At 46.8% G+C, this 21,384-nt stretch carries 22 protein-coding genes and 1 pseudogene; 14 read left to right on the forward strand and 9 right to left on the reverse strand.

Annotated features, from left to right (window positions below; all coding sequences use genetic code 11):
• Nucleotides 1-19 precede the first annotated feature (19 nt).
• Complete coding sequence (gene dapA / locus MKX74_RS12955) at nt 20-901, reverse strand: 4-hydroxy-tetrahydrodipicolinate synthase (protein WP_341178651.1); 882 nt, start codon at nt 899-901, stop codon at nt 20-22.
• A gap of 111 nt (nt 902-1,012) precedes the next feature.
• Between dapA and MKX74_RS12960 the strand changes: the two genes are divergently transcribed.
• The 3 genes from MKX74_RS12960 (at nt 1,013) to MKX74_RS12970 (ending at nt 3,335) form a co-directional block, all read left to right on the forward strand.
• The gene (locus tag MKX74_RS12960) at nt 1,013-1,882 is read left to right on the forward strand and encodes a LysR family transcriptional regulator (RefSeq protein WP_341178652.1); all 870 of its coding nucleotides are present in this window, start codon (nt 1,013-1,015) and stop codon (nt 1,880-1,882) included.
• 60 nt (nt 1,883-1,942) lie between these two features.
• Nucleotides 1,943-2,689, forward strand: a complete 747-nt coding sequence (map, locus tag MKX74_RS12965) for a type I methionyl aminopeptidase (protein ID WP_341178653.1) — start codon at nt 1,943-1,945, stop codon at nt 2,687-2,689.
• A 109-nt stretch (nt 2,690-2,798) separates the two neighbouring features.
• Entirely contained in the window at nt 2,799-3,335 is a 537-nt protein-coding gene (locus MKX74_RS12970; protein WP_341178654.1) for an NAD(P)H-dependent oxidoreductase, read from the forward strand.
• Between the two features lie 70 nt (nt 3,336-3,405).
• Here the strand turns inward: MKX74_RS12970 and MKX74_RS12975 are convergent, their stop codons facing one another.
• Together MKX74_RS12975 and MKX74_RS12980 are read right to left on the reverse strand one after the other, a co-directional pair.
• On the reverse strand, nt 3,406-3,774 hold the full coding sequence (locus tag MKX74_RS12975) for a winged helix-turn-helix transcriptional regulator (protein WP_341178655.1): 369 nt from the start codon (nt 3,772-3,774) through the stop codon (nt 3,406-3,408).
• 18 nt (nt 3,775-3,792) lie between these two features.
• Entirely contained in the window at nt 3,793-4,149 is a 357-nt protein-coding gene (locus tag MKX74_RS12980; protein ID WP_341178656.1) for an MmcQ/YjbR family DNA-binding protein, read from the reverse strand.
• Nucleotides 4,150-4,280: 131 nt separating this feature from the next.
• Between MKX74_RS12980 and MKX74_RS12985 the strand changes: the two genes are divergently transcribed.
• The 3 genes from MKX74_RS12985 (at nt 4,281) to MKX74_RS12995 (ending at nt 7,170) form a co-directional block, all read left to right on the forward strand.
• On the forward strand, nt 4,281-5,147 hold the full coding sequence (locus tag MKX74_RS12985) for an MBL fold metallo-hydrolase (protein WP_341178657.1): 867 nt from the start codon (nt 4,281-4,283) through the stop codon (nt 5,145-5,147).
• A 93-nt stretch (nt 5,148-5,240) separates the two neighbouring features.
• Nucleotides 5,241-6,257, forward strand: a complete 1,017-nt coding sequence (locus tag MKX74_RS12990) for a helix-turn-helix transcriptional regulator (protein ID WP_341178658.1) — start codon at nt 5,241-5,243, stop codon at nt 6,255-6,257.
• A 118-nt stretch (nt 6,258-6,375) separates the two neighbouring features.
• A complete protein-coding gene (locus tag MKX74_RS12995) occupies nt 6,376-7,170 on the forward strand; it encodes an SDR family NAD(P)-dependent oxidoreductase (RefSeq protein ID WP_341178659.1) in 795 nt (264 codons plus the stop codon).
• Between the two features lie 80 nt (nt 7,171-7,250).
• On the opposite strand, the gene MKX74_RS13000 is transcribed toward MKX74_RS12995, so the two are convergent.
• A complete protein-coding gene (locus tag MKX74_RS13000; protein ID WP_445667268.1) occupies nt 7,251-7,778 on the reverse strand; it encodes a spore coat protein in 528 nt (175 codons plus the stop codon).
• 255 nt (nt 7,779-8,033) lie between these two features.
• On the opposite strand from MKX74_RS13000, the gene MKX74_RS13005 reads away from it, so the two are divergent.
• The 3 genes from MKX74_RS13005 (at nt 8,034) to MKX74_RS13015 (ending at nt 10,853) form a co-directional block, all read left to right on the forward strand.
• Nucleotides 8,034-8,660 carry a spore coat protein gene (locus tag MKX74_RS13005; RefSeq protein WP_341178661.1) on the forward strand — a complete coding sequence of 209 codons (627 nt, stop codon included), beginning with the start codon at nt 8,034-8,036 and terminating at the stop codon, nt 8,658-8,660.
• Nucleotides 8,661-8,775: 115 nt separating this feature from the next.
• Nucleotides 8,776-10,233 (forward strand): amino acid permease, encoded by a 1,458-nt coding sequence (locus MKX74_RS13010; RefSeq protein ID WP_341178662.1) that lies wholly within the window; start codon nt 8,776-8,778, stop codon nt 10,231-10,233.
• 140 nt (nt 10,234-10,373) lie between these two features.
• Nucleotides 10,374-10,853 (forward strand): hypothetical protein, encoded by a 480-nt coding sequence (locus MKX74_RS13015; protein ID WP_341178663.1) that lies wholly within the window; start codon nt 10,374-10,376, stop codon nt 10,851-10,853.
• A 184-nt stretch (nt 10,854-11,037) separates the two neighbouring features.
• Here the strand turns inward: MKX74_RS13015 and MKX74_RS13020 are convergent, their stop codons facing one another.
• Both MKX74_RS13020 and MKX74_RS13025 read right to left on the reverse strand, forming a co-directional pair.
• Nucleotides 11,038-11,643 (reverse strand): LysE family transporter, encoded by a 606-nt coding sequence (locus MKX74_RS13020; RefSeq protein ID WP_341178664.1) that lies wholly within the window; start codon nt 11,641-11,643, stop codon nt 11,038-11,040.
• A 149-nt stretch (nt 11,644-11,792) separates the two neighbouring features.
• Nucleotides 11,793-12,905 carry a sensor histidine kinase gene (locus tag MKX74_RS13025; RefSeq protein WP_341178665.1) on the reverse strand — a complete coding sequence of 371 codons (1,113 nt, stop codon included), beginning with the start codon at nt 12,903-12,905 and terminating at the stop codon, nt 11,793-11,795.
• A 442-nt stretch (nt 12,906-13,347) separates the two neighbouring features.
• On the opposite strand from MKX74_RS13025, the gene MKX74_RS13030 reads away from it, so the two are divergent.
• Both MKX74_RS13030 and MKX74_RS13035 read left to right on the forward strand, forming a co-directional pair.
• A complete protein-coding gene (locus tag MKX74_RS13030) occupies nt 13,348-14,385 on the forward strand; it encodes a glycoside hydrolase family 88 protein (RefSeq protein ID WP_341178666.1) in 1,038 nt (345 codons plus the stop codon).
• Between the two features lie 149 nt (nt 14,386-14,534).
• A complete protein-coding gene (locus MKX74_RS13035; protein ID WP_341178667.1) occupies nt 14,535-15,578 on the forward strand; it encodes a dienelactone hydrolase family protein in 1,044 nt (347 codons plus the stop codon).
• Between the two features lie 67 nt (nt 15,579-15,645).
• On the opposite strand, the gene MKX74_RS13040 is transcribed toward MKX74_RS13035, so the two are convergent.
• From MKX74_RS13040 to MKX74_RS13050, 3 genes are all read right to left on the reverse strand, one after another.
• The gene (locus tag MKX74_RS13040) at nt 15,646-16,125 is read right to left on the reverse strand and encodes a FixH family protein (protein WP_341178668.1); all 480 of its coding nucleotides are present in this window, start codon (nt 16,123-16,125) and stop codon (nt 15,646-15,648) included.
• Nucleotides 16,126-16,154: 29 nt separating this feature from the next.
• On the reverse strand, nt 16,155-17,522 hold the full coding sequence (locus tag MKX74_RS13045) for a PepSY-associated TM helix domain-containing protein (protein WP_341178669.1): 1,368 nt from the start codon (nt 17,520-17,522) through the stop codon (nt 16,155-16,157).
• A 152-nt stretch (nt 17,523-17,674) separates the two neighbouring features.
• Nucleotides 17,675-18,547, reverse strand: coding sequence for a MurR/RpiR family transcriptional regulator (locus tag MKX74_RS13050; RefSeq protein ID WP_341178670.1), 873 nt, complete (start codon nt 18,545-18,547; stop codon nt 17,675-17,677).
• Between the two features lie 185 nt (nt 18,548-18,732).
• Between MKX74_RS13050 and MKX74_RS13055 the strand changes: the two are divergent.
• The 3 genes and pseudogenes from MKX74_RS13055 to MKX74_RS13065 all read left to right on the forward strand — a co-directional run bounded on the left by MKX74_RS13055 (nt 18,733) and on the right by MKX74_RS13065 (nt 21,316).
• Nucleotides 18,733-19,752, forward strand: a pseudogene (locus tag MKX74_RS13055) (Gfo/Idh/MocA family oxidoreductase).
• A gap of 1 nt (nt 19,753) precedes the next feature.
• Nucleotides 19,754-20,740 (forward strand): Gfo/Idh/MocA family protein, encoded by a 987-nt coding sequence (locus MKX74_RS13060; protein WP_341180573.1) that lies wholly within the window; start codon nt 19,754-19,756, stop codon nt 20,738-20,740.
• 90 nt (nt 20,741-20,830) lie between these two features.
• Nucleotides 20,831-21,316 (forward strand): NTF2 fold immunity protein, encoded by a 486-nt coding sequence (locus MKX74_RS13065; protein WP_341178671.1) that lies wholly within the window; start codon nt 20,831-20,833, stop codon nt 21,314-21,316.
• Nucleotides 21,317-21,384 lie beyond the last annotated feature (68 nt).

The following is a 21,384-nucleotide window of genomic DNA, read 5'->3' on the forward strand; positions in this document are numbered from 1 at the left end:
TCCAGGAGGAGCCCAGTAATTAAGATGGAATGGACGCTATAAGTCCTTGCTTGACCTTGTCCGATGCAGGCAGCAGCGGCAAGCGCAGTTGATCTGTGGCAATGATCTGTTGTTGGGTGAGCCACCACTTGATTGGAGCCGGTGCTGGCTCTGAGAATACTTGCTGAATGACTGGCTCCAGTAGTCTGAAGCTGTCCCGTGATCCGTTCACATCGCCAGCTACAAAACGCTGATAGATGTCTACATATTTCTGAAGGTTAATGTGTGCGGAAGCAAGCATGCCTCCAGCAGCTCCTTGGCATAGCATAGCATGGAAGTATCCATCTTCACCGCACAGGATAGGCTTTGTCTCATACTGAGTCAATTGCAGGAGGAGATCAAGGCCACCCGAGCTGTCCTTAAGTCCGATTACGCCTTCCAGATCCAGCACTTTCCGCAGAGTATCGAGTGTCATGCGACTCCCCGTACGAGCTGGAATCTCATAGACCAATACAGGCAAGCCAGCACGGGACACGGTGCGAAAATGTTCTACAATTCCTTCTTGTGTTGGTCGATTGTAATAAGGAGTAACTACCATGGCTGCATCTGCACCTAGTTCAGCTGCCATTTCAGTCCGATGAACTGTTGAATACGTATCGTTGGTTCCCGTACCAACGACAATGGGAATCGTCTTGTTCATACTTGCGAGCACTTCCTGCGTGATCTGAACCAGCTGCTTCACTTCGTCCCAGGAGACGGTTGGCGACTCGCCTGTCGTGCCGTTTACGACAAGTCCTTGAATGTCATGGCTTGCCAGATGGGTAACGTACTTTCGATATGATTCGCAATCCAGCTTGTGGTCGAGTGAGAACGGTGTGATCACCGGTATGAAAATCCCATGAATCTGTTGTTCATTCATCATGATTAGTAATCCCTTTCCAATATGGTAAATCTAATGTACCATAGGTAATAACATCAGAGTTATCTATAATAAACGATCATTATAATCAATATTTTCGATGGGGTGGCTACATTGGATTTTATTTATCTGCAGACTTTTCGGGAAGTGGCCATACGGGAGAGCTTTACAAGGGCTGCGGAAGTGCTGGGCTACGCGCAATCCAGCGTCACGACGCAGATCCAGAAGCTGGAGAAGGCCTATCAAGTCAAGCTATTCGAGCGCTACAGCAACAACAAGATCCGTCTAACCTCTGCAGGAGAGGAGCTCTTCAAGCTGGCCGGACAAATGTTGGAGCTCTTCGAGCAATCCAAGGAGAAGATGGCCAAGCAGGGCGGTGGCTCGATGACGATCGGCACGATGGACTCCATTGCTTCGTATTTCTTACCTGCATATATGCAGTCTACTCGCAAGGAGTATCCAGAGCTAAATATACGATTAAATACGGATCGCGAGGAGTTGATCCTGCATCAAGTAAGAGAGGGAGAAGCGGACGTAGGACTTATCCTTGCCGATGATTCCAGTGATCCAGCCCTCCATTGGATTACGATTCGGGAGGAACCGCTTGTACTCATTGTTCATCCTAATCACCCGCTGATTCAGCAGGAACGAATTGAGCTCGCTGATCTGGAGGATACGGAGTGGATCTTGCCAGAGCATACCTGCAATTATAGACAGCTGCTGGAGAGATTGCTTCGCACGAACGGGATTTCTTATCGTGTCGGACTTGAGCTTGGGAATCCGGAGGCGATCAAGCGAAGCATCAAGAACGGTGAGGGCATATCGATTTTGCCACAGATGGCAGCCTTGGAAGAGATTGAGCGCGGGGAGCTAACGGTACTTCCTCTTCACCATCCAGAGCTCAAGCTGGAGATTCAGCTTGTACTTCATCCGAAGAAGTGGGTATCCAATGCTCTGCGCTATTTTATGGATAGCCTTAGGTAGTGATTGATGGTGTGAGTTGTCCCGATTTCATCGAACCTATTCTAGCAAGGAGATCAAGGCATGATCATTGTAAAAACGGATCAGGAAATCGAGTTGATGAGGGAGGCAGGACGTATCGTTGCCGAATGTCATGCCTTGCTTGGAGAGTTGGTTAAGCCTGGAGTTACAACGATTGAGATCGACAGATTAGTGGAGGAGAAAATACGTTCAAGGGGGGCTGCTCCTAGCTTTAAAGGGCATCAGGGCTTCCCCGCCTCCATCTGCACGGCCAAGAATGATGTGATCTGCCATGGGTTCCCCGACTCGGTTCCCCTCAAGGATGGGGATGTCATTACTATTGATATCGGTGCCTTCTACCAAGGCTTTCACGGAGACTCAGGATGGACCTATACGGTAGGAACTGTCTCTCCGGATATTGAGCAGCTCATGAAGGTGTGCCATCAAAGCCTACTACTCGGTATTGAGCAAGCATTCGCAGGCAACCGTATCGGAGATATTGGCTATGCTATTGATAGCTATGTCCAGCGATTTGGTTATGGTAATGTGCGCGATTTCACTGGTCATGCCATCGGAAGGGAGCTATGGGAGGAGCCCACAGTGCCACACTACGGCACCAAAGGCAGTGGAGTCCTCCTTGTGAAAGGGATGGTGCTTGCCATTGAGCCTCTGCTAACCTTGGGTGATTGGCGCTCCTACGTGGAAAGGGATGGTTGGACTACCCGTACCATTGATCGTTCGATTTGTGTCCAATATGAGCATACGGTTGCCATTACTGACCACGGGCCACAGATTTTGACGGTGTTATAACTTCGCCTCCATACTTACCTCAAGGTTAGTAGCTAGACTAAAAGTGCGTACTTACGGGACATGATTTGAACGGGTATACTCAGGGTGAACACGGAAGGAGGAACTTACTTTGCATACATCGAAAACACTTGTCATCGTGGCCCACCCTAATCTGGACACCTCGGTTATTAATAAACGATGGATGGAGGAATTGGCCAAGTACCCGGAGCAATATACCATACATGATCTGTATAAGGAGTATCCTGACGGTCATCTGGATGTGGAAGAGGAGCAGCGACGGATTGAGGCTCACGGCAATCTTGTGCTTCAATTTCCGATATACTGGTTCAGCAGTCCCCCGCTCTTGAAGAAATGGCAGGATGAGGTGCTCACATATGGCTGGGCCTATGGTTCCGAAGGAAATAAGCTGACAGACCGTAAATTGGCTCTCGCGGTAACAGCAGGCATAGAGAAGGATGACTATCATGCGGATGGCAGGTACCGTTATTCGCTTGAACAGATACTATTGCCTTTTCAAATGACAGCCGAGTATTGTAAAGCTGACTATCGCTCTTTCTTCGCCTTCTATGGCACGGAAAAGGGCACGACATCTAGTGAAGTCGCTGCAAATGCAGAAGAATATATTCGTTTCCTGAACAATCTCTAAATGATAACGTGCAAGGAATGCTTGCATGAAGCGAAAGACTCCAATACCCTTACAGGATTGGAGTCTTTTTTTAGCGTATACTCTTAGATTGAAGGTTGTTCAACGAACGATTCTTTTCTCCCCATTCACACATCATGTCCATGATCGGAATCAGGGATCGCCCGCGCTCTGAGAGAGAGTATTCCACTTTGGGAGGGATTTGTGGATATTCGGTTCGAATAATCAGTCCATCTGCTTCCAGCTCCTTCAGCATGACGCTCAGGGTCTTGAAAGAGATGATGCCAATATTTCGTTTTAGCTCATTGAACCTCATGACGTTGTTTTCGACCAGCCAGTATAGTATCGTCATTTTGTACTTGCCGCCGATCAATGATAAAGTGTACCCAAAACCTGTTTCTTCTGCAAGGAGTCCTGAAGGAACACAGCTTTCTGGCTGCATAGATAGCACCACTTTCTATTATGATTTCTTTAGTGCCTGTCTTTTGGGGATTTTAGGCTTGGTTAGTTCAAAGCTATGATTTACCATATCGTGTATTTCCTGCTCTGGAAGCTCACCATCCAGGATGACGGTATTCCAGTGCTCTTTGTTCATATGATAGCCCGGCTTCACTTCCTTGAATAGACCACGAAGGAAGTCAGCACGACTAGGCTCGCATTTCAGATTGACACATAGATGCCCTTCACGCTGAAATATAAGAGCAAAGGACTTGTTATTCCCACGATGACGCATGACTATCCAATCCTCACCGAACGGAAAATCTTGATAGGAACCCGGGTAGGATAGACAATATTCTATAATGTTATCTCTTGTCATGATCAGTTACCTCCACAGCACAAAAATTCTTGTCTACTTGCTCATATCATATCAGTTGTGCATAGGATTCTGAAACCCAGAGAATATTGATATAGTATAGTAGACAGTTTTGAAAGAGAGGAATTGTGGAAATGAAGCATCAATTTGAACAGCTTACACCACATATTATCATCATGCATGCTGAGCATGAGACAGATCGACCTATTCTGGCTGCAATTACAGGCTCGCGTCGGACACTGCTGCTGGACGCTGGCAATTCTCTTGAGCATGCCCATGCTTTCAAGGCTGAGCTAGAGAGAAGAGGAATTCGAGAACCGGATATTCTGGTATTGACTCATTGGCACTGGGATCATAGCTTTGGGATGCATGCATGGGATATCCCAGCGATTGCCCACACTAGAACCAGCGAGATGCTGACACGGCTGGCCGATCTGACTTGGTCGGAGTCCACGCTGGAGACACTGATAGCTGATGGCACGATTAATGACGAAAGTGCGAGTCACATTCGCCTCGAATATGATGACCCAGCCCAGGTCCGAGTGATAGCTCCAGATATACAATTCTTAGAAAAACTGAAGCTGGAGCTGGGCGACGTAACGTGCGAGCTAGTTCATGTGGGTGGGGATCATTCCGAAGATTCTTGTTTTCTCCACGTACTGGAGGATAACGTGCTCTTCTTGGGGGATGCACTTGCTCCAGCAATTTATGGTGGGCCACGGCGATACCGCTCTACAGAATTTCTAAGAGTGCTTGGTCTGGCTTACGCATACGATGCAAGCTGGTACGTAGAATCCCATGGCACACCCATGAATGGCTCAGACTTTCGTGCAGATCTGGCTCCATGGGAGCAGCTTGCGCATACCGTCGATCTTATTGGCCGGGATCGGGACAAGCTCGTGCAAGAGCTAACAGCCAGTCTGAGACTACAAGAGCTGCCGCCAGACCTGGAAGAGGGCATTGATTATTTTATAGCTGGCCTGGATGAGTCGATTCGCTAATGGTGCATCTGATCTGTAAAGAACCGCCAATGTGGCGGTTTTTTGCGTTATAGTGCATTATGAACAATGAAATACACGTAGATTACAGGGGGAATGGCAGTGAAATTCCATACTGCAGACCGCATCAAAATCGCACCGGGCTTCTGGTCTGGGTTGCTTCAATTCAATATCACACCGCAGGACATTGCTCTTCAAGCAGGACTCCCGCTTACGGTCATTTCAGAGCCTGTCGTAACGACAGCTCAATATTTTGCAATTTGGCGAGCTTATTCAGACCTGATGGGAGATACGGCCCGTGGTATCATCAGCCTAGCTACGGCCTTCGAAGCAGCACATTATCCTCCAGCTGCCCTGGCGACTTATCATGCCCGTGATTATCGGGATGCACTGAACCGCATGGCACGGTACAAGCCATTCTGTCCTCCAGAGAAGCTGCGGATCACTGAGTCGGGTGAGCTTTGTATCATTGAGCTAGGATGGTTAGATCCCCATCATGCAGGTCCATCTATACTCATAGGTATCACCTTCGCCTATCTTCTAGAGCTTGGCCGCAGAGGAACAGGGCGGGCTATAACCGCCTTATCAGTGGAGCTTTCCCAGCCAATGGGGGACAGGGTGACGCTTGAAGCCTATTTTGGCTGCGGGATTCAGACAGGCACTGTAGGGAATCGGTTGATTTTGCAGCGCGAAGATCTAGACAAGCCTTTCACTACGTATAACGAGGAACTGTTGGCGATCCTGACTCCAGCATTAGATCAATCCCTGAATGAGCATCAGGACAAGCCTAGCATTAGCGAGCAGGTAAAATGGCTCATCAAGCGCAGTCTCTCCGGGGGGCGAACCGACATTCAAACAGTCTCACGAGAGCTTGGCATGAGTGGGCGGACGCTTCAGCGTCGACTTGCAGACGAGAAAGTCAGCTTCAAGCAGCTGGTGGGGGATGCAAGACATGAGCAAGCCAGAGAGCTTCTTGCAGATCCTGCCCTCGATATTAAAGAAGTGGCTTTCCTCGTTGGCTATGCGGATCAGAATTCCTTCTATCGGGCTTTCCGACTGCGGGAGGGAGAGACGCCCTCGAATTGGCGTGTGAAGCAAGAATTTTGGCGGTAGGTACTAGTTACTATAATACGCTGGAGCTGTAATATATTCACTACCGGATACAAGTAGGTTCTCACACAACGAAGAAGAATCAGCTTGCCGAGAATGTGAAGCAGAAGGATGATTGAACATGGATATGGGGCTGCGCAACAAGACAGCTTTGGTTACGGGATCGACGAAGGGAATTGGGAAAGCTATCGCTATAGAGTTGGCCAGAGAAGGTGTACATGTATTGGTCAACGGACGTGATAACATAGAAGTAGAGAGAACGATTCAGGAGATTCAATCGGAATTTCCGATGACCTCTCCTCTTAACGCTACAGCAGATCTGGTGGATGAAGAACAGAGAAAGAAGTTATTCGAAAAATATCCTCAAGTTGACATTTTGATCAACAATATGGGAATCTATGAAATTATGCAGTATGAGGACGTTAGCGATGACGTCTGGAACCAATACTTCCAGACGAATGTGCTTGCTGCCAATGGATTATGCAGACACTATTTGCCGAATATGCTGAGTCAAAACGATGGTCGTATTATCTTTATTGCGAGCGAGGAGGCCGTCATGCCATCAGGACAAATGCCGCAGTATTGTATGACCAAATCTATGCTGCTCTCCCTGTCCAAGAGCTTGTCCAAATTAACCAAAGGCACTGAGGTGACAGTCAATACGATCATGCCAGGACCCACACTTTCGGAGAATGTGCAGGATATTATCGAGGGGATTTATGCCAATCAGGACATGTCCTTTGCGGAAAAAGAGAAGCAATTTATGAGCACCCAATTGCCCCAATCTGAAATTCAACGATTTATTCGACCTTCCGAGATCGGGAGGCTCGCCACATTCATCTGCAGTCCATACGCCTCGGCCTTCAAAGGTTCCCCAATCCGTATGGATGGGGGAATGGTGCCTACGATATTCTAAGTTATTTTGTACTAATAATGACAGCAGTCCAGGAGCTCTCCTCCTACGGACTGCTGTTTTTTTATGCAAGGCTGTGTGCTTCACATGGATATGGCCTTATTGGCCATGGCAACATCGTTGGATAGAAGCTTGGGAAGGTCATAGGATGGATAAAACCCGTGCTCAAGCATAAATTGAAACACTTTAGCGTGTAGTTGAATAGCTCCATTCAATTGTTTCTGTAAGGTCTGACGTAATTGTGGCGTCGCAGTCTCTGTAATGCCAATGGCATAACTACGTACCGAGGTCTTGGCAAACCCCAGAAGCAGCCCAGCATAGAAGGCAGTCATATCCATTTCTTTTCCACCTTTTCTTGTGCCCTCTGGAGCAAGTGGGTAGTATTGCAGGAGCTCTGTCAGATTTTGCTCAATGGTCTGAATCGCCTCCAGATACAATTGATGGAGCTGCGGGTTCACCACCTCATTCACGACCATTTTGAAGAGTGTCAACTGATTGCTCTGAAAGGCAGTTAATTCATGCAGTTCAAGTGTCTCATGCCAGGCGAGATGCTGCTTAGAGCGGTGGGGTTCATAATTATACAATCGAATTCCTCCTAGATGATTATGCATTAGCCTATGCAGTACGCCTTTATGCGTTACTCATGACCGGCATAATCTCTTGACAGACAGGTGATACAGGCGGCCATTACACTAGCTAATTCCATACATTCCTGAATAATCTACGAAGTTGGTAAAGATAATAAACGCAGATTGCAAACAAGGAATCACCGCGCTTGCAGTTAATTATTGCGACAGGCTTGTAAGGCTCTCAAGAACATGAGACATCAAGCTTGTCATGCACAAATTACAGGAGGAATCACACACATGGAAATGCAAAATCACCAGAATATTGAAACAGGAAAAATCCCACCACAGCTTAATCATGGTGGGCATGAGATGTTTGATGTTCATGAGGTATTGGCGAGTGCTGTCCATGCATTGGACACTTATACTATGCTGAGCCAGCAGGTCAAGGACCCTGAATTGCAGGACATTCTGCAACGCCAGATGCAGTTTATGGCTGAGGAGTACAATACCACTTTGGAATGCTTCAAGACAGGTCTGGACCCATCCCAGCCAACCAAAAGCTATAAAATGAAGCAAGGCAATGATTTCGTGTTCGGAATGAAGCCAGGTCAGCCCAAGAAGCCGATACAATCAGCTGCTGAGGTGTCTGATCAGATCATTTCCTTAAGCATGCTGAACGCCGTCAAAGGCGGAGCAGTAATGAAGACCAATGCGGCTTTGGAATCAACCAATCCGGTAGTTCGTCGTGTCCTTGCAGACTCGTTGCCTAACTGTATTGAGATGGCCTATGAGATCTCACTGTATCAGAATAAGCATGGCTACTATCAGGTTCCACAGCTGCCGCAGCAGGATATGCAGCTCATGCAAAATGGCTTTGCTCCTGCTTCACTGCAGCCTCAGACCCCTGGCAACGTTACTCACTAATCAAGGCTATTCCGACAAAGAGCAAGAGATATGGTAAGATCTACTGCCGGCATCTCTTGCTTTCTTTTTTGTTCTCATTATAAGGACTTAATTAAACAGTAAAGGAAGGAAATGAATGAGTAAAGCGGCTTCGAGCTCCTCGACCAAAGAAGGAACATTAAAATGGTGGCAATTAAGCCTTCTCGGTGTGGCTGGTACGATTGGAACAGGCTATTTTCTGGGCTCCAGTCTGGCCATTTCCATTGGTGGACCCGCTGTGTTGCTGGCTTATGTTTGTGCTGCCATGGGTACATACATCGTTTTTGATGCGCTGGCCCAAATGACATCAGATCATCCCGAGCAAGGGTCTTTTCGCTCCTATGCGAAGAAGGCATTCGGAGGGTGGGCTGGCTTCGCTAGTGGTTGGATCTATTGGTTCTCCGAACTGCTCATCATGGGAAGTCAGCTGACAGCCTTGTCCATTTTCTCCCGATTCTGGTTCCCGACGGTTCCCTTATGGATCTTTGCAGCAGGCTTCGGTATCGTTGGACTTTGCATCGTTTTTTTTGGTAATAAAGGCTTTGATCGGGTTGAAAATGTATTGGCCGTCATCAAGATTGCTGCGATCTTCATGTTCTTGGCCCTTGCTGTGGCACTGTTAGCAGGGTGGATTGGAGGAGCGAAGTACGATCATAAGGTGCCGCTTGATGCTACCTCGATCTTCCCGACAGGAGCGATCGGATTGTGGTCTGCCTTTCTGTTTGCCTTTTATGCATATGGTGGCATTGAGGTGCTCGGTATTATTTCTTATCGATTGCAAAAACCAGAGGAGGCCCCAAAAGCAGGGAAGGTTATGTTGATATCTTTGGCAGCAGTATATGTACTTTCTATTGGTCTGGCATTAACGATGGTCCCTTTGAAGGCATTTAATCCCAAGGAGAGTCCGTTCGTATTGGCCCTTAGTAGTGAACAGTTGGCCTTTATTCCACACGTGTTCAATGGTGTGCTCATCGTTGCCGGATTCTCTACCATGACAGCGTCTCTCTATGCAGTTACGTCCATGATGCTCACACTGGCACAGGAGGGAGATGCGCCCCGTCTGTTCTCCCGAACATGGAAAAAGAAATACCCCTTGTACGCGTTATCTCTCATTGGCTGTGGGTTAATTGGGACCATTGTGATGTCTCTCCTGCTGCCTGGGAAAGTGTATGAGTACATTACGACGGCGGCTGGGATCATGCTGCTCTACAATTGGGCATTTATCCTGCTGTCCTCAGGCAAGCTTCTGAAGAAGAAGAGATTCAGAGCGGCCAAGCGCTGGATTGGATTGTTGCTGATTGCCATGGCCGTATCAGGAACATTATTTCATGCACTTAGCCGTCCTGGGTTCTATACGAGTCTGGTGCTTGTTTCCCTAATCGCGGTAAGTGATTGGGTGGTGCAGCGAGTTCGCAAGAAGGGTGGCTCGGCACCAAGCTCTGATTCGACATCAAGCTCTCATACCAAGCATGGGTTTAATATGGAAAAAGTAAAAGGTTCAGTATCCGGACTCCGCATAACGGGAATCCGGCTGCACAAAAACAGAGTGAAATGAGGAGACATAGCATTTCCTAATTATATTAAGTTTTTATTAAATTTTTGGTGTTCTACAATTCATTGTTGATAAACAAAAAAAATTAGAGTAATCTTATCAGGCTATCAGGTTGCATCATCTTAGATAACAGGAGATAAAAAATGAACGTATGCATCTTTCTAAAAGAAATCGAAGTAGAGTTTACAGCATTTATTAACGACAACAACAATTTAGATGGTAAAAAGCGCTTTATTGTCAATAATTTGCTGGCCTCTTACCTTCACACCCACTTTGAACATACTTTTAGGCATATTACATTTCGGCAGTATGGATGGGTGGCCTCAGATAATCTGGTTATTGATTTTTTATACTCTCAAGCCCATCCTGTGTGGAGAAAAGGATCTCTCGTTTATGATGTTGCTAAGATTAACGAGAATGAATCTGGAGCAGTAATTAACCCTTTATTCGGAATAGATAGGGCGAGAGCAGTAATTGACCCTTTCAATGTACATCATTTCTTGGATTATGCTCTGCAGGAATATGAGTTTAATACACAAGCTTATGAAGCTTTTATAGAGACGGATTGTAATATGAAGCGCGACACCTATATGGTTCAGGATTTGACTCAGTTGGTGTTCTAGCGAATCGGACGATCCCGAGGTGACTAAACGCCAAAATTCATGCGGTTTCCGATGCATTCGGGAACCCACTTCGCTTCGAACTAACCGGAGGCGAGGCCCGTGATTCACTTCGAGACTATGGCCTTTTGATACACATGCAATTGGGAATGTAGCAGGTCTTGGACACATGAGGTTGAAGGCAGGCCTAGGTGAAGAATAGGAACTGGATAGCTTTTTCCCCGAAATATACTCCAAAGCCGACGAGTGAAAGGCCAGATACGACAGAGATGAATTTGAGAATACCGAAAGTAAGGTATTTGCGGAACAGACTTGCCGCTGCGGCCATGACGACATCCCATAAAAGAATACCTAGGACGATTGCGCCACTATTCAATAGCACTTGTTGGACTGAGGATTCATTCATGCTCTTGGCCAATATCGAGCCGTAAATACCAAGCCAGAACATGATGGAGAGGGGATTGAACAAAGACATCAGAAAGCCCTGCAGGAATGACCAGGAGAGTCCTGACTCAGGGCTTCTCGACTGCGATGCAGTGAGGGTTCCCGCATTTTTCATACTTTCTATCCCCGTATAGATGAGTACAAAGCATCCAAATAACCACAGAAAAACCTTCACAAACGGAAGCTCAAGCAGGTGGATAATTCCTAAAAAAACCAGCAGCATGTGCAGGATATCTGCGCAAATGGCACCCAATCCAACAAACCATGCAGGAAAAAATCCACCCCGAATCCCCTTGTCCAATTGTGCAGCATTGATCGGCCCAATGGGTGCAGAAAGGGATAAACCCAAAAAAATATGGCCTATAAATGTGGTAATAATATGACTCCCCTCCTCAAATAGCTATAGACAGCATATTCTTGGCAAGGGCTTTATAGGACAAGATGGGTTCATTTTTCTTCCAGTCAATTACTATAGATCATTTTTCAATCTGGGGTGTACTAAGGCCAGGAAACGACCGGATTCTCATTCCTTGGCAATGACAGTATGAATTTGAATAGATTACCTTTGTGCTCCAGTATTAGCGTTCCACCATGCAGCTCAATAATATTTCTAGCTATGGACAGGCCTAATCCTGTCCCTGTCTGGATCCCTTCGCTGCTTCGGGAGTAGTCAACTTTATAGAAACGCTCGAAGAGCTTATGTTCTTGCTCCGGCGTGAGCGGATGCCCATTATTCTCAACTTCAATATGAATATGCTGGTCATCCAATTTCAGTGAGATGCGAACGGTACCGGGCTTGATTGAGTATTTCAGGGCGTTCATCAGCAGATTATCAACAGCGCGGGCTATTTTTTCACTATCAATAAAGACGCTAACCGGCATGTGATTCATGTCCTTCACAATACGAAGCTCGTTCTCCTGGGCGATCGGTTCGAATTCGAATAGTAATTGCTCCAGCAGCTGCCGGACATCGATTTGCTGAAGCTCCAGGTGAGTATCTATACTGGTCAGTCGCGTGTATTCAAACAGATCATCCAGCAGTTTCTTTAGGTGTGTTGCTTTGCTGTACGTATTTTGCACGAAGCGGTTATATTCATCCTCATTGTGAAAGGAGTTGGTCCTTAACAGCTCTAAATACCCAATAATGCTCGTAAGCGGGGTGCGCAGGTCATGAGAAATGCCTGTAATCATCTCCATCTTGGAGGTCTCCATTTCACGCTCCTTAATGATCTGCTGCTGCAATCGTTCGGCCATCATATTGATATTTCGCGCGACACTCCCCAGCTCATCCTGACGGTTCATAGATACCCGATAATGCAGGTTGCCCTCGGAGATGACGTGAAGGCCATGCTCTAGCTTGCTCAAATCCTTTACGATACGGCGTGTCAACAATAAAAAGATACAAATGACATTTATGATGAAGATAACTGTCATGAGATAAGGGAAGGTGTTAAAAAGCCATTTACTGTTCAGCTCATTAAAAGTCTCTAGTAGAAGGTATATCAACAGATTATTTATCATAGTAGCAATAATGATGCTCAGCACCATCCGAATTAAAATATTGACTTGTATACTTCTTATTCGACGCAATTTCGGTAAGAATTTATTCAATGTTATAGCCAACTCCCCAGACGGTTTTATATAGTATAGTCTGCAATGACTATATATCGTCAACTAAACGAATGAACTTAAGTGGTTCCGCCTCTGCGACAGACATATACCGCCCACCCGTTTGGTCTGACATCTTGATTACTCAGTATGCTGCTTGATAATAGGCTTAATTCATTAGGAACAGGGATTAAATATTAGAGTTAAATGTGCACAATTCCAGAGAAAACATGAAGAAGACTTGATTTTATATACAATCAGGTAGATGATCTACATAGGGAAGAGCTAAGAGGTCTATTCCTTCGGCAAGCTAAGGCAGAGAGGGATCGACCAGAAGATTTTGGCGAGCAAGACGCTTTATCTTCAGCAAAATAATGAATGCGCTTACTATTTATGTGCTTGAGCAGCCTACACCAGAGGCATTACAAGGATGGGAGAGATTCATATGAAGAAATTCGAATGTAATGAAGCAGAAGTAATGGAACTGATCGATCGGGTAGTTCGGCGAACGATGAACATGGATTTTACCTGGAATTGGTCCTGCGGAGTGGCTTTTTACGGGATCAGCAAAGCTTGGGAGGTAACTCGGAACCAGGAATACATTGATTTTCTCGTTCATTGGGTGGAGGAGTATCTGGAGCTTGGTATACCGACCCTGATGGTCAACTCCTGTGCAATGGGACATACCTTGCTGACCTTGCATGAAGCTACGGGGGATGAAAAATATCTGGAGCTGGCGCTGATGAAAGCGGAGTATCTGCGCAAGGATGCCATACGCTTTGGTGAAGGTGTATTCCAGCACACGGTCTCATCAGATAACGATTTCCCAGAGCAAGCGTGGGCCGATACTTTATTCATGGCAGCCTATTTTCTGCTCCGACTTGGCTTCAAGCTGGACAATAAGGAATACATTGACGATGCGCTGAATCAGTTCTATTGGCATGAGGAATATTTACAGGATGCGAAGACGAATCTGTTCTACCATGCGTGGGACAATGTGAGACAGGACCATCTGTCTGGTATCTACTGGGGCAGAGCCAATGCGTGGGCGGCATACACTATGGCGCAGGCGTACAAGATGCTGAATCCGTTCATGCCGATGTGGATGCAAATTGGTGGTGCACTTGGAGACCAGCTGAGTGCATTGGTGCGACTACAGACACCGGATGGGCTGTGGCGGACCGTATTGAATGACGAATCTTCCTATGAGGAGACCTCTGCTTCGGCAGGTATTGCAGCTGCGATCGTCATTAACGGACATCCACTGCATCAGAATTATATGAGAGCAGCCTATAAGGGTATCCTTGCCAATATTGATGAGGATGGCTCTGTACGTAATGTATCGGCAGGTACTGCCGTCATGTATTCAGCGGATGACTATAAAGTGATCTCCAAAAAGAGAGTGCAGGGCTGGGGACAAGGCCTGACCCTGGCGTATTTGGTATCCATGATTCAGAATAAGGAGCTTGTCAGCAAGATCTAACTAAGCTCTAGAAGTTAGCACGCATGGTTTGCGATAACTAGCAATGTAAGTAGAACAAAAAAACAGCTGATCCTTTGATTAGCTGTTTTTGCTCGATCGCCTACCAGCCACAATCTTAAGAATCAGCACGGTTACAAGGAGGAATAACGATGAGAAAGCCTGATGCTTACCTCGAACACCTTTTCAACACCTTAGACAGCCGGCGCGATGAGCAGACCGAACCATGGGTACAACAAAGGGAACGAATTCTGACCAAGCTTCAGATGCTGCTGGGAGCATTCGAGCTTCCTCAGCGCGGAGATATTGGGTTAGACCCTGTTCTATTGGAACGGGTCGAACTGCCAGAGGTAGTCCGGGAGCGCGTAGAATTCACTACGCTTCATGGATTGCGAATGCCAGCATATGTTATGCTTCCCCAATCGATCAAGCCAGGTGAGCGCCGACCTGGTGTGCTGCTCTGGCATGGTCATGGATATGGAAGCCGCTCCTTGGTGGGACTAGAGAAGGACGGCAGTCCGAAGCTCGATAGTAGTAGCAGTAAGCCGACAGATAATATCGCACTCGAACTGGTCCGTAGAGGCTTAGTCGTACTGGTTCCTGAGATTGTAGGCTTCGGGGATCGCATGCTGGAGCGAGATGAGAGACAAGACCCCTCGCTCGGGAACTCTTGCTACAATCTTTCAACCGCTCTATTGATGAGTGGAAAGACAACTGCCGGCTTACGCGCCGCCGAAGCATGGCGAGCAGCTGACTATCTGTCCACCAGGCCTGAGGTATCCGCTCATCAGCTTGGTAACATGGGACATTCCGGTGGGGGAATGGTCGCTTCCTTATCTGCTGCCTTGGATTCACGCATGAAGGCATCCGTGTTAGGCATCTACCCGAACACCTATCGTGGCAGTATATTGGCCATGCGCCATTGTCTATGCAATTACATACCTGGTCTCTTGAATCATGCAGAGATGCCGGAGGTTCTGGGGCTTATCGCTCCGCGGCCGCTTTTTATAGAGGCAGGGATACATGATCCAATATTCCCGGTAGAGACAACGAAGACGGCGATTCATTATTTGCGTGCATTGTACGACAGCCTGAATGCCAAGGCTCACTTTGGCTATGATTTATTTGAAGGAAAGCATGAGTATAACGGCCGGATGTCCTATGATTGGCTAGCGAAGACGCTTCATTCGATATAGGTTGATCCAGCCTGAAAGCTTACCTTTCCTACTATAAGTGCAAATTCTATTTCAATGAAAGCTATTTCTAATGGTGCCCTTCATGCGAAGAAGGGTGTACAGGAGTCTGGTCTGTCTGATTAGAGGGCTCTACGTCGCCTACGGTGAAACGCTTGGTCGGCATCACGGTGGACCCCTGAGAGGAAGCGGTCACCTGGACGAAGTACGTACCGTCTTGTGGCAGGCTGACTTCTGCACGGAACCTTCCGTCTCCTTCATAGCTGGGGAGGACCTCTTTATGATAATAAGAGCTTTCGCCGGCAGGTTCGTCATTCCAAAAATAAAAATGAACCTGCTCCGCATGCTCTACTTCCTGCCCGTCCTGTGTCAGGGTGGCAATATAGGCTTGGGATATGCCTGACTGGACGGGAGAGGGGATATGAATGTCAATGCCGAGCACATTCTCTTGCTTGTATTTGGCTGCTGTGTCTGGTCTGACAGAGCTGCAAGCCGTTAAGAGCAGCAGCAATGCCAGGGCAATCAAGTAGCTGTGTTGTGTTAACCTCATCTCTAAATACCGCCTTGTACTTATATGAATTAGGAGTTGAATATTTGCCTAAGCTTGGCAGAACGGGTGATGACTAATACATCTAGGAGTGCAACCACGATCAGGGACAAGCCCACCAGCGGGAATAGCAGCCCGTAGATAATCAGCAGGATTACAATGCCTTTAATGCTTCCATAGCTTTGTGCTCTAGGGGCTCCCATGTGTGTCTTGGGCTTACGTCTCCACCATAGCAGAAAGCCTGTAATTACAATTCCAGCGATGCCGATACATACGATTAGCCCGATCCATTGATTAAGCAACCCGTATTCCAATCCCTTATGTAGGGTAATCCCCCATGCCATCCATTTGCCAAGCACCTCATAATGCTCATAGCGATAATCCGCCAAGACAGCCCCCGTATATTGATCGATATGGACGGTAGCCTCATCTCTTGCTTTGGGGGGGAAGACAGATAACGTGAACACGCCCTCAGCGGATTTTGGGAAAATCACCTCATAGGTTGGATAGATCTGTAGCTGGTTAGCTGTATTCACTACGTTGTTAATGGATAGCTGTGTGTACTCCTGACTTGGGTTGGAGAGAGGAACCTCCAGATTCTCTGCAGCCCAAGGCACATCTGCGATGTCTTTGGTTTTTAACGTACTGGAAGGTGCGCTGCCAACCCAGATGGAGGGAGGATAGCCGAGTCCGGAATTCGTCACCAGTGTCTGTACCTTTGTTCCCCAGAATCCGGACCAGAGCAATCCTGTAATGATCAGGAATACCATGGCTGCTGAGATCCAGAAGGCAGGGACCACATGCAGATCTCTTATCAGATTGCGTTTTGAGGTGTTGATCCGGGGAACAAAGGCACCCTTCCATTTCTTCCAGTCTCTTGGTATCCACAGATACAAGCCTGTAATGACGAGAATCAATGCCCAGCAGGCGGCCAGTTCCACAATTCGGTCACCGACGGTTCCAAGCATTAGCTCCCCATGGAACTCCTCAATACGATCCATTAGTCGATGACGGTCATTCAGCTCGCCAATGATTGTGGAGCTGTACGGGTCTACAAATATCGTGAGCTTCTCATCTCCAAGCCCTAGCTTCACTTCGGCAGAACGGGTCGCGTCTTCTCCGGGACGGTATCTCAGTACGTTATATTCTGGATATGCCGCCTTCACGGTGTCGATCAGCTGAGAAGGCGGCAGCTTGTTGCCCTCATCCTTTACAACATAATAATCCTGATACATCCGTTGCTCTATTTGCGGCTTGAATAGATATACCGAGCCGGTTACCGCCAGAATCAGGATGAAGGGAGCAAAAATAATGCCTGCATATAAATGCCATCTCCAGATCGCCTGGTAAATCGTCCCACTGTGTAGCTTCTTTGAATTGGAACTGCTATGTCTGTCCATAAGTCTCTCCTGTCTACTTCATATGTACCAGGGTACATTATAACCGACATGACCTATTTGAACATGACCCCATAGGGCTATAGCTATTCACTCCATGATTCGATGCATGGATATAATCGATCATGGAGTGAATAGCTGACACAACTCTTTAGCTACATATCGTTCATCCTATCGCCATCCCCGTCGTAGAACCTCTTGAGAGACTCGGTTCGAAGCTGCCGGTTGTTCTGATAATCGATTTTGTAGATGCAGGAATAAATTACGTTCAGCACATATTCAAAGGCGATCTGCGAAGAAAAGGTACCGATCTTGGCAAGCTTCATCTCATCATTGGGAACCTGTATGCAGAGGGTGCTAAGACGTGCCAGCTCGCTATAACGACTCGCTGTTATAGTGATGAATGGAATGCGCTCAAAGGCTAAATGCTGGGCGACCTTAATATAGCTCGATGACTTTCCATGATAGGTTAAGAAAATGGCACAATCATGCGGCGTAAGATTAACTGTGTGGTGAGCCCATTCCGACAGCTCTGTCGCTATAATCACATATTTATTAATTTTGAACATTTTGTTCTGAAAGCTCTTTGCCCGGATTTGCGAGTCTCCTACGGCGTATATGAAGATTCTCTCGGCCTGATCCAGCAGCTGTGCTGTCTGTGTAAGCAATTCATCGTCCATGAAGGTGACAGTTTTGTCGATGGTCTCCTTCATTAATTCAGCGATCTCCCGCGCCACCTGAACGGAGGATTCAGCAACGCTGAAGGGATAGTTAGGGTCTACGGGGGACAGACTTTGGCTATCTTGCTGGAACTCCCGGGCAAGCGTAATCATGAACTCCTTAAAGCCCGATAGTCCGAGCTTATGAGTCAGACGATTAATGGCGGAGTGTGAGGTATAGGTTGCCTTGGCAAGCTCTTGAATGTTGAGCTGAAGAATCTGCTCCTTATGGCTCAGAATATAGGTAGCAATGCTTTGCTCATTGGGAGTGAAGCTATGCATTTCAGATAATTGTGTCAGGATCTTCAACAGTCTCGCCTCAATTCATAATGTACATTTTGCATACTTGCATCAAGCTATAATGAACATTTTGTGCAAAAATCAATGGTTTTCAGTAGGAATAATGATCAAATGTACCGTTATATCTGCAAATACTATACCCAGTGCATTCTTTTACTATAATGATGTTAAAGATACGTCAAGGAGGAAAGAATATGCTGACTATCGGATATATTGGTAACGGCAAGAGCACGAACCGCTATCATCTTCCTTTTTCGTTGAATAGGGAGCATTTGAAGGTCAAAACAATCTTTGCCCGAACCCTGGAGAAGCAGGAGTGGGAGCGAGTGCCAGGCGTTCAGTACACAGATGATCTAGCTGCATTCATGCAGGATGAGGAGATTCAACTGGTCGTTGTATGTACACACACAGAGTCCCACTACTCCTATGCGAAAATGGCTCTTGATCACGGAAAGCATGTATTGGTCGAGAAGCCATTCATGCTTACGAAATCAGAGGCTGAGGATATCTTCCAATAAGCCAAGGAGAAAAATCTCATTATTCAATGCTATCAGAACCGACGATATGATTCGGATTTTCTCACAACCCAGAAAGTCATAGAATCCGGTAAGCTTGGAGATCTGCTGGAGGTGGAGATGCATTATGATTACTATCGTCCAGAGATACCACACGCTGTGAAGCAGTACTCCAAGTACAATAGCTTTTTGTATGGACACGGTGTTCACACGATTGATCAAGCTATCTCGTATTTTGGAGAGCCTGAAAGGATTCATTATGATGTGCGTCAGCTGCTCGGTCCGGGTAGAATGAACGATTACTTTGATCTTGATCTGCACTATAGTCCGTTCAAGGTGTCGATCAAATCCAGCTTCTTTCGCTTGAAGTCTCGTCCGAGATTTGTCGCTTACGGCACTAAAGGTGTCTTCGTCAAGCAGACCGAGGATCGTCAGGAAGAGCATTTGAAGCTATTCTATCTACCGAAGGGACATGCGGATTTTGGAGTGGATCTGCCTCAGCACTATGGCATTTTAACATATATGGATGATGAAGGTCATTATCATGAGGAGAAAGTCGTATCCGAGCGTGGGGATTATGCACGTGTCTACGACGATATCTACCAGGCGATTGTTCATGGACAGGAGAAGTTCATCCGGGATGAAGAGACGATCCTAGTCATGGATATACTTGAAAAAGGAATGGAAGGGTGCGAATAATATGAAACTGGGCATTGTTGGAGCAGGTATGATCGTGGCGGATCTGTTGAGCTTTATCCGTGAGATTCCTGCCATTACCCTGGCTGCAATCAGTTCAAGACCGAGCCATGAAGAGAAGCTGCTGATGTGGCAGCAGACCTATGGTATTGAAACGATTCATCTGGATTATCAGGAGATGCTCGCAAATGAAAGCGTGGATACAATCTATATTGGCCTACCGAATCATCTTCATTATGCATACACCAAAGAAGCTTTGCTAAGTGGAAAGCATGTCATCTGTGAGAAGCCGTTCACCTCTAATCTTCGTGAATTTATGGAGCTCAAGGAGCTTGCTCAGCAAAAAGGACTATTGCTGCTGGAGGCGATCAGCAATCAGTATCTGAAGAATTATGCAGCGATGAGGGGGTATCTCCCCAAGCTTGGTGACATCAAGATCGTGGAATGCAACTATTCCCAGTATTCCTCACGTTATGATGCCTTCAAGGCAGGAGAAGTCCTGCCGGCATTTAATCCCGAGATGTCCGGTGGAGCCCTGATGGATATTAATCTATATAATATTCATCTTGTGGTAGGCTTCTTCGGCAGTCCGCTTAAAGTCGAGTATCTTGCCAATATGGAGAGAGGAATAGACACCTCCGGTATTCTTCTGCTGGATTATGGTCATTTCAAATGTGTATGCATTGGCTCCAAAGACAGCTCCGCTCCGAACGCGATGAACATTCAAGGGAATCAAGGCTATATCCGCATGGCCAGCACAGCTAATGTGATAGACAGCTTCGAATACGTTGCCAACAAGCAGACTCCGGTTCGAGTCGATGTGAAGGACCATGCCCACAGAATGTATGACGAATTCGTTGAATTCGAACGCATTATTCGGGAAGCAGATCTTGCCAAGGCTCAAGAGATGCTGGAGCATAGCCAGAAGGTAATGCAGGTCGTCGAGCTCGCCAAGTCATCTGCTGATCTTGTGTTTGGTGCAGATCGCTAAGCATCAAAGATTTGTCCTTGAACAGGTGAGGGTCCACATGAGAAGATATTAGGGACAGTTCACCAATTCATCAACTAAGGATGATTCAAGATGACATTTATGGATTCATGGGAGCAACTCATGGCAGAGCAGGCCCGGGAGCGAGATCGACTTCGAGTGAATCACCTCATCATACAGGTCGAGGACAAGAAGAAAAGCAAGACGAAGGTGTACCAGAAGGACAAGAAGGTTGAGTATGCGTTGGTTAAGCGTGATATGGAGGATGAGCAGCTCATTGGAAGGTTCGAGCTCTATTTTGCGGATAACGACATGTTGATTAAGCAGGATCGGATGGGGGCTGTTGTAGCATTCGGTGAGCTGATTGACGAGCATGCGGTTGCGAAGGCCTTATTTCCATATGTAGCGCAGCATTATCCCTATATTCTGGAGGAGTCCCCTTTTGCGATTAGCTATAACCCTGTAGCTGAAGCATGGATTATTGAAGGAACCCTTCCCCCCGGCTATATGGGCGGAGTATTCTACATCGCTCTTGCCAAGCATAATGGTCAGATGCTAATGATGTATGGAACCAGGTAAGCCATTTTAAAAAATAAGCAAGCTCTATGGTTGGATAACGAACCTACGGAGCTTGCTTTATTTTGCGT

The sequence above is a fragment of the Paenibacillus sp. FSL K6-1230 genome (genome assembly GCF_038002385.1).
GTDB lineage: Bacteria > Bacillota > Bacilli > Paenibacillales > Paenibacillaceae > Paenibacillus > Paenibacillus massiliensis.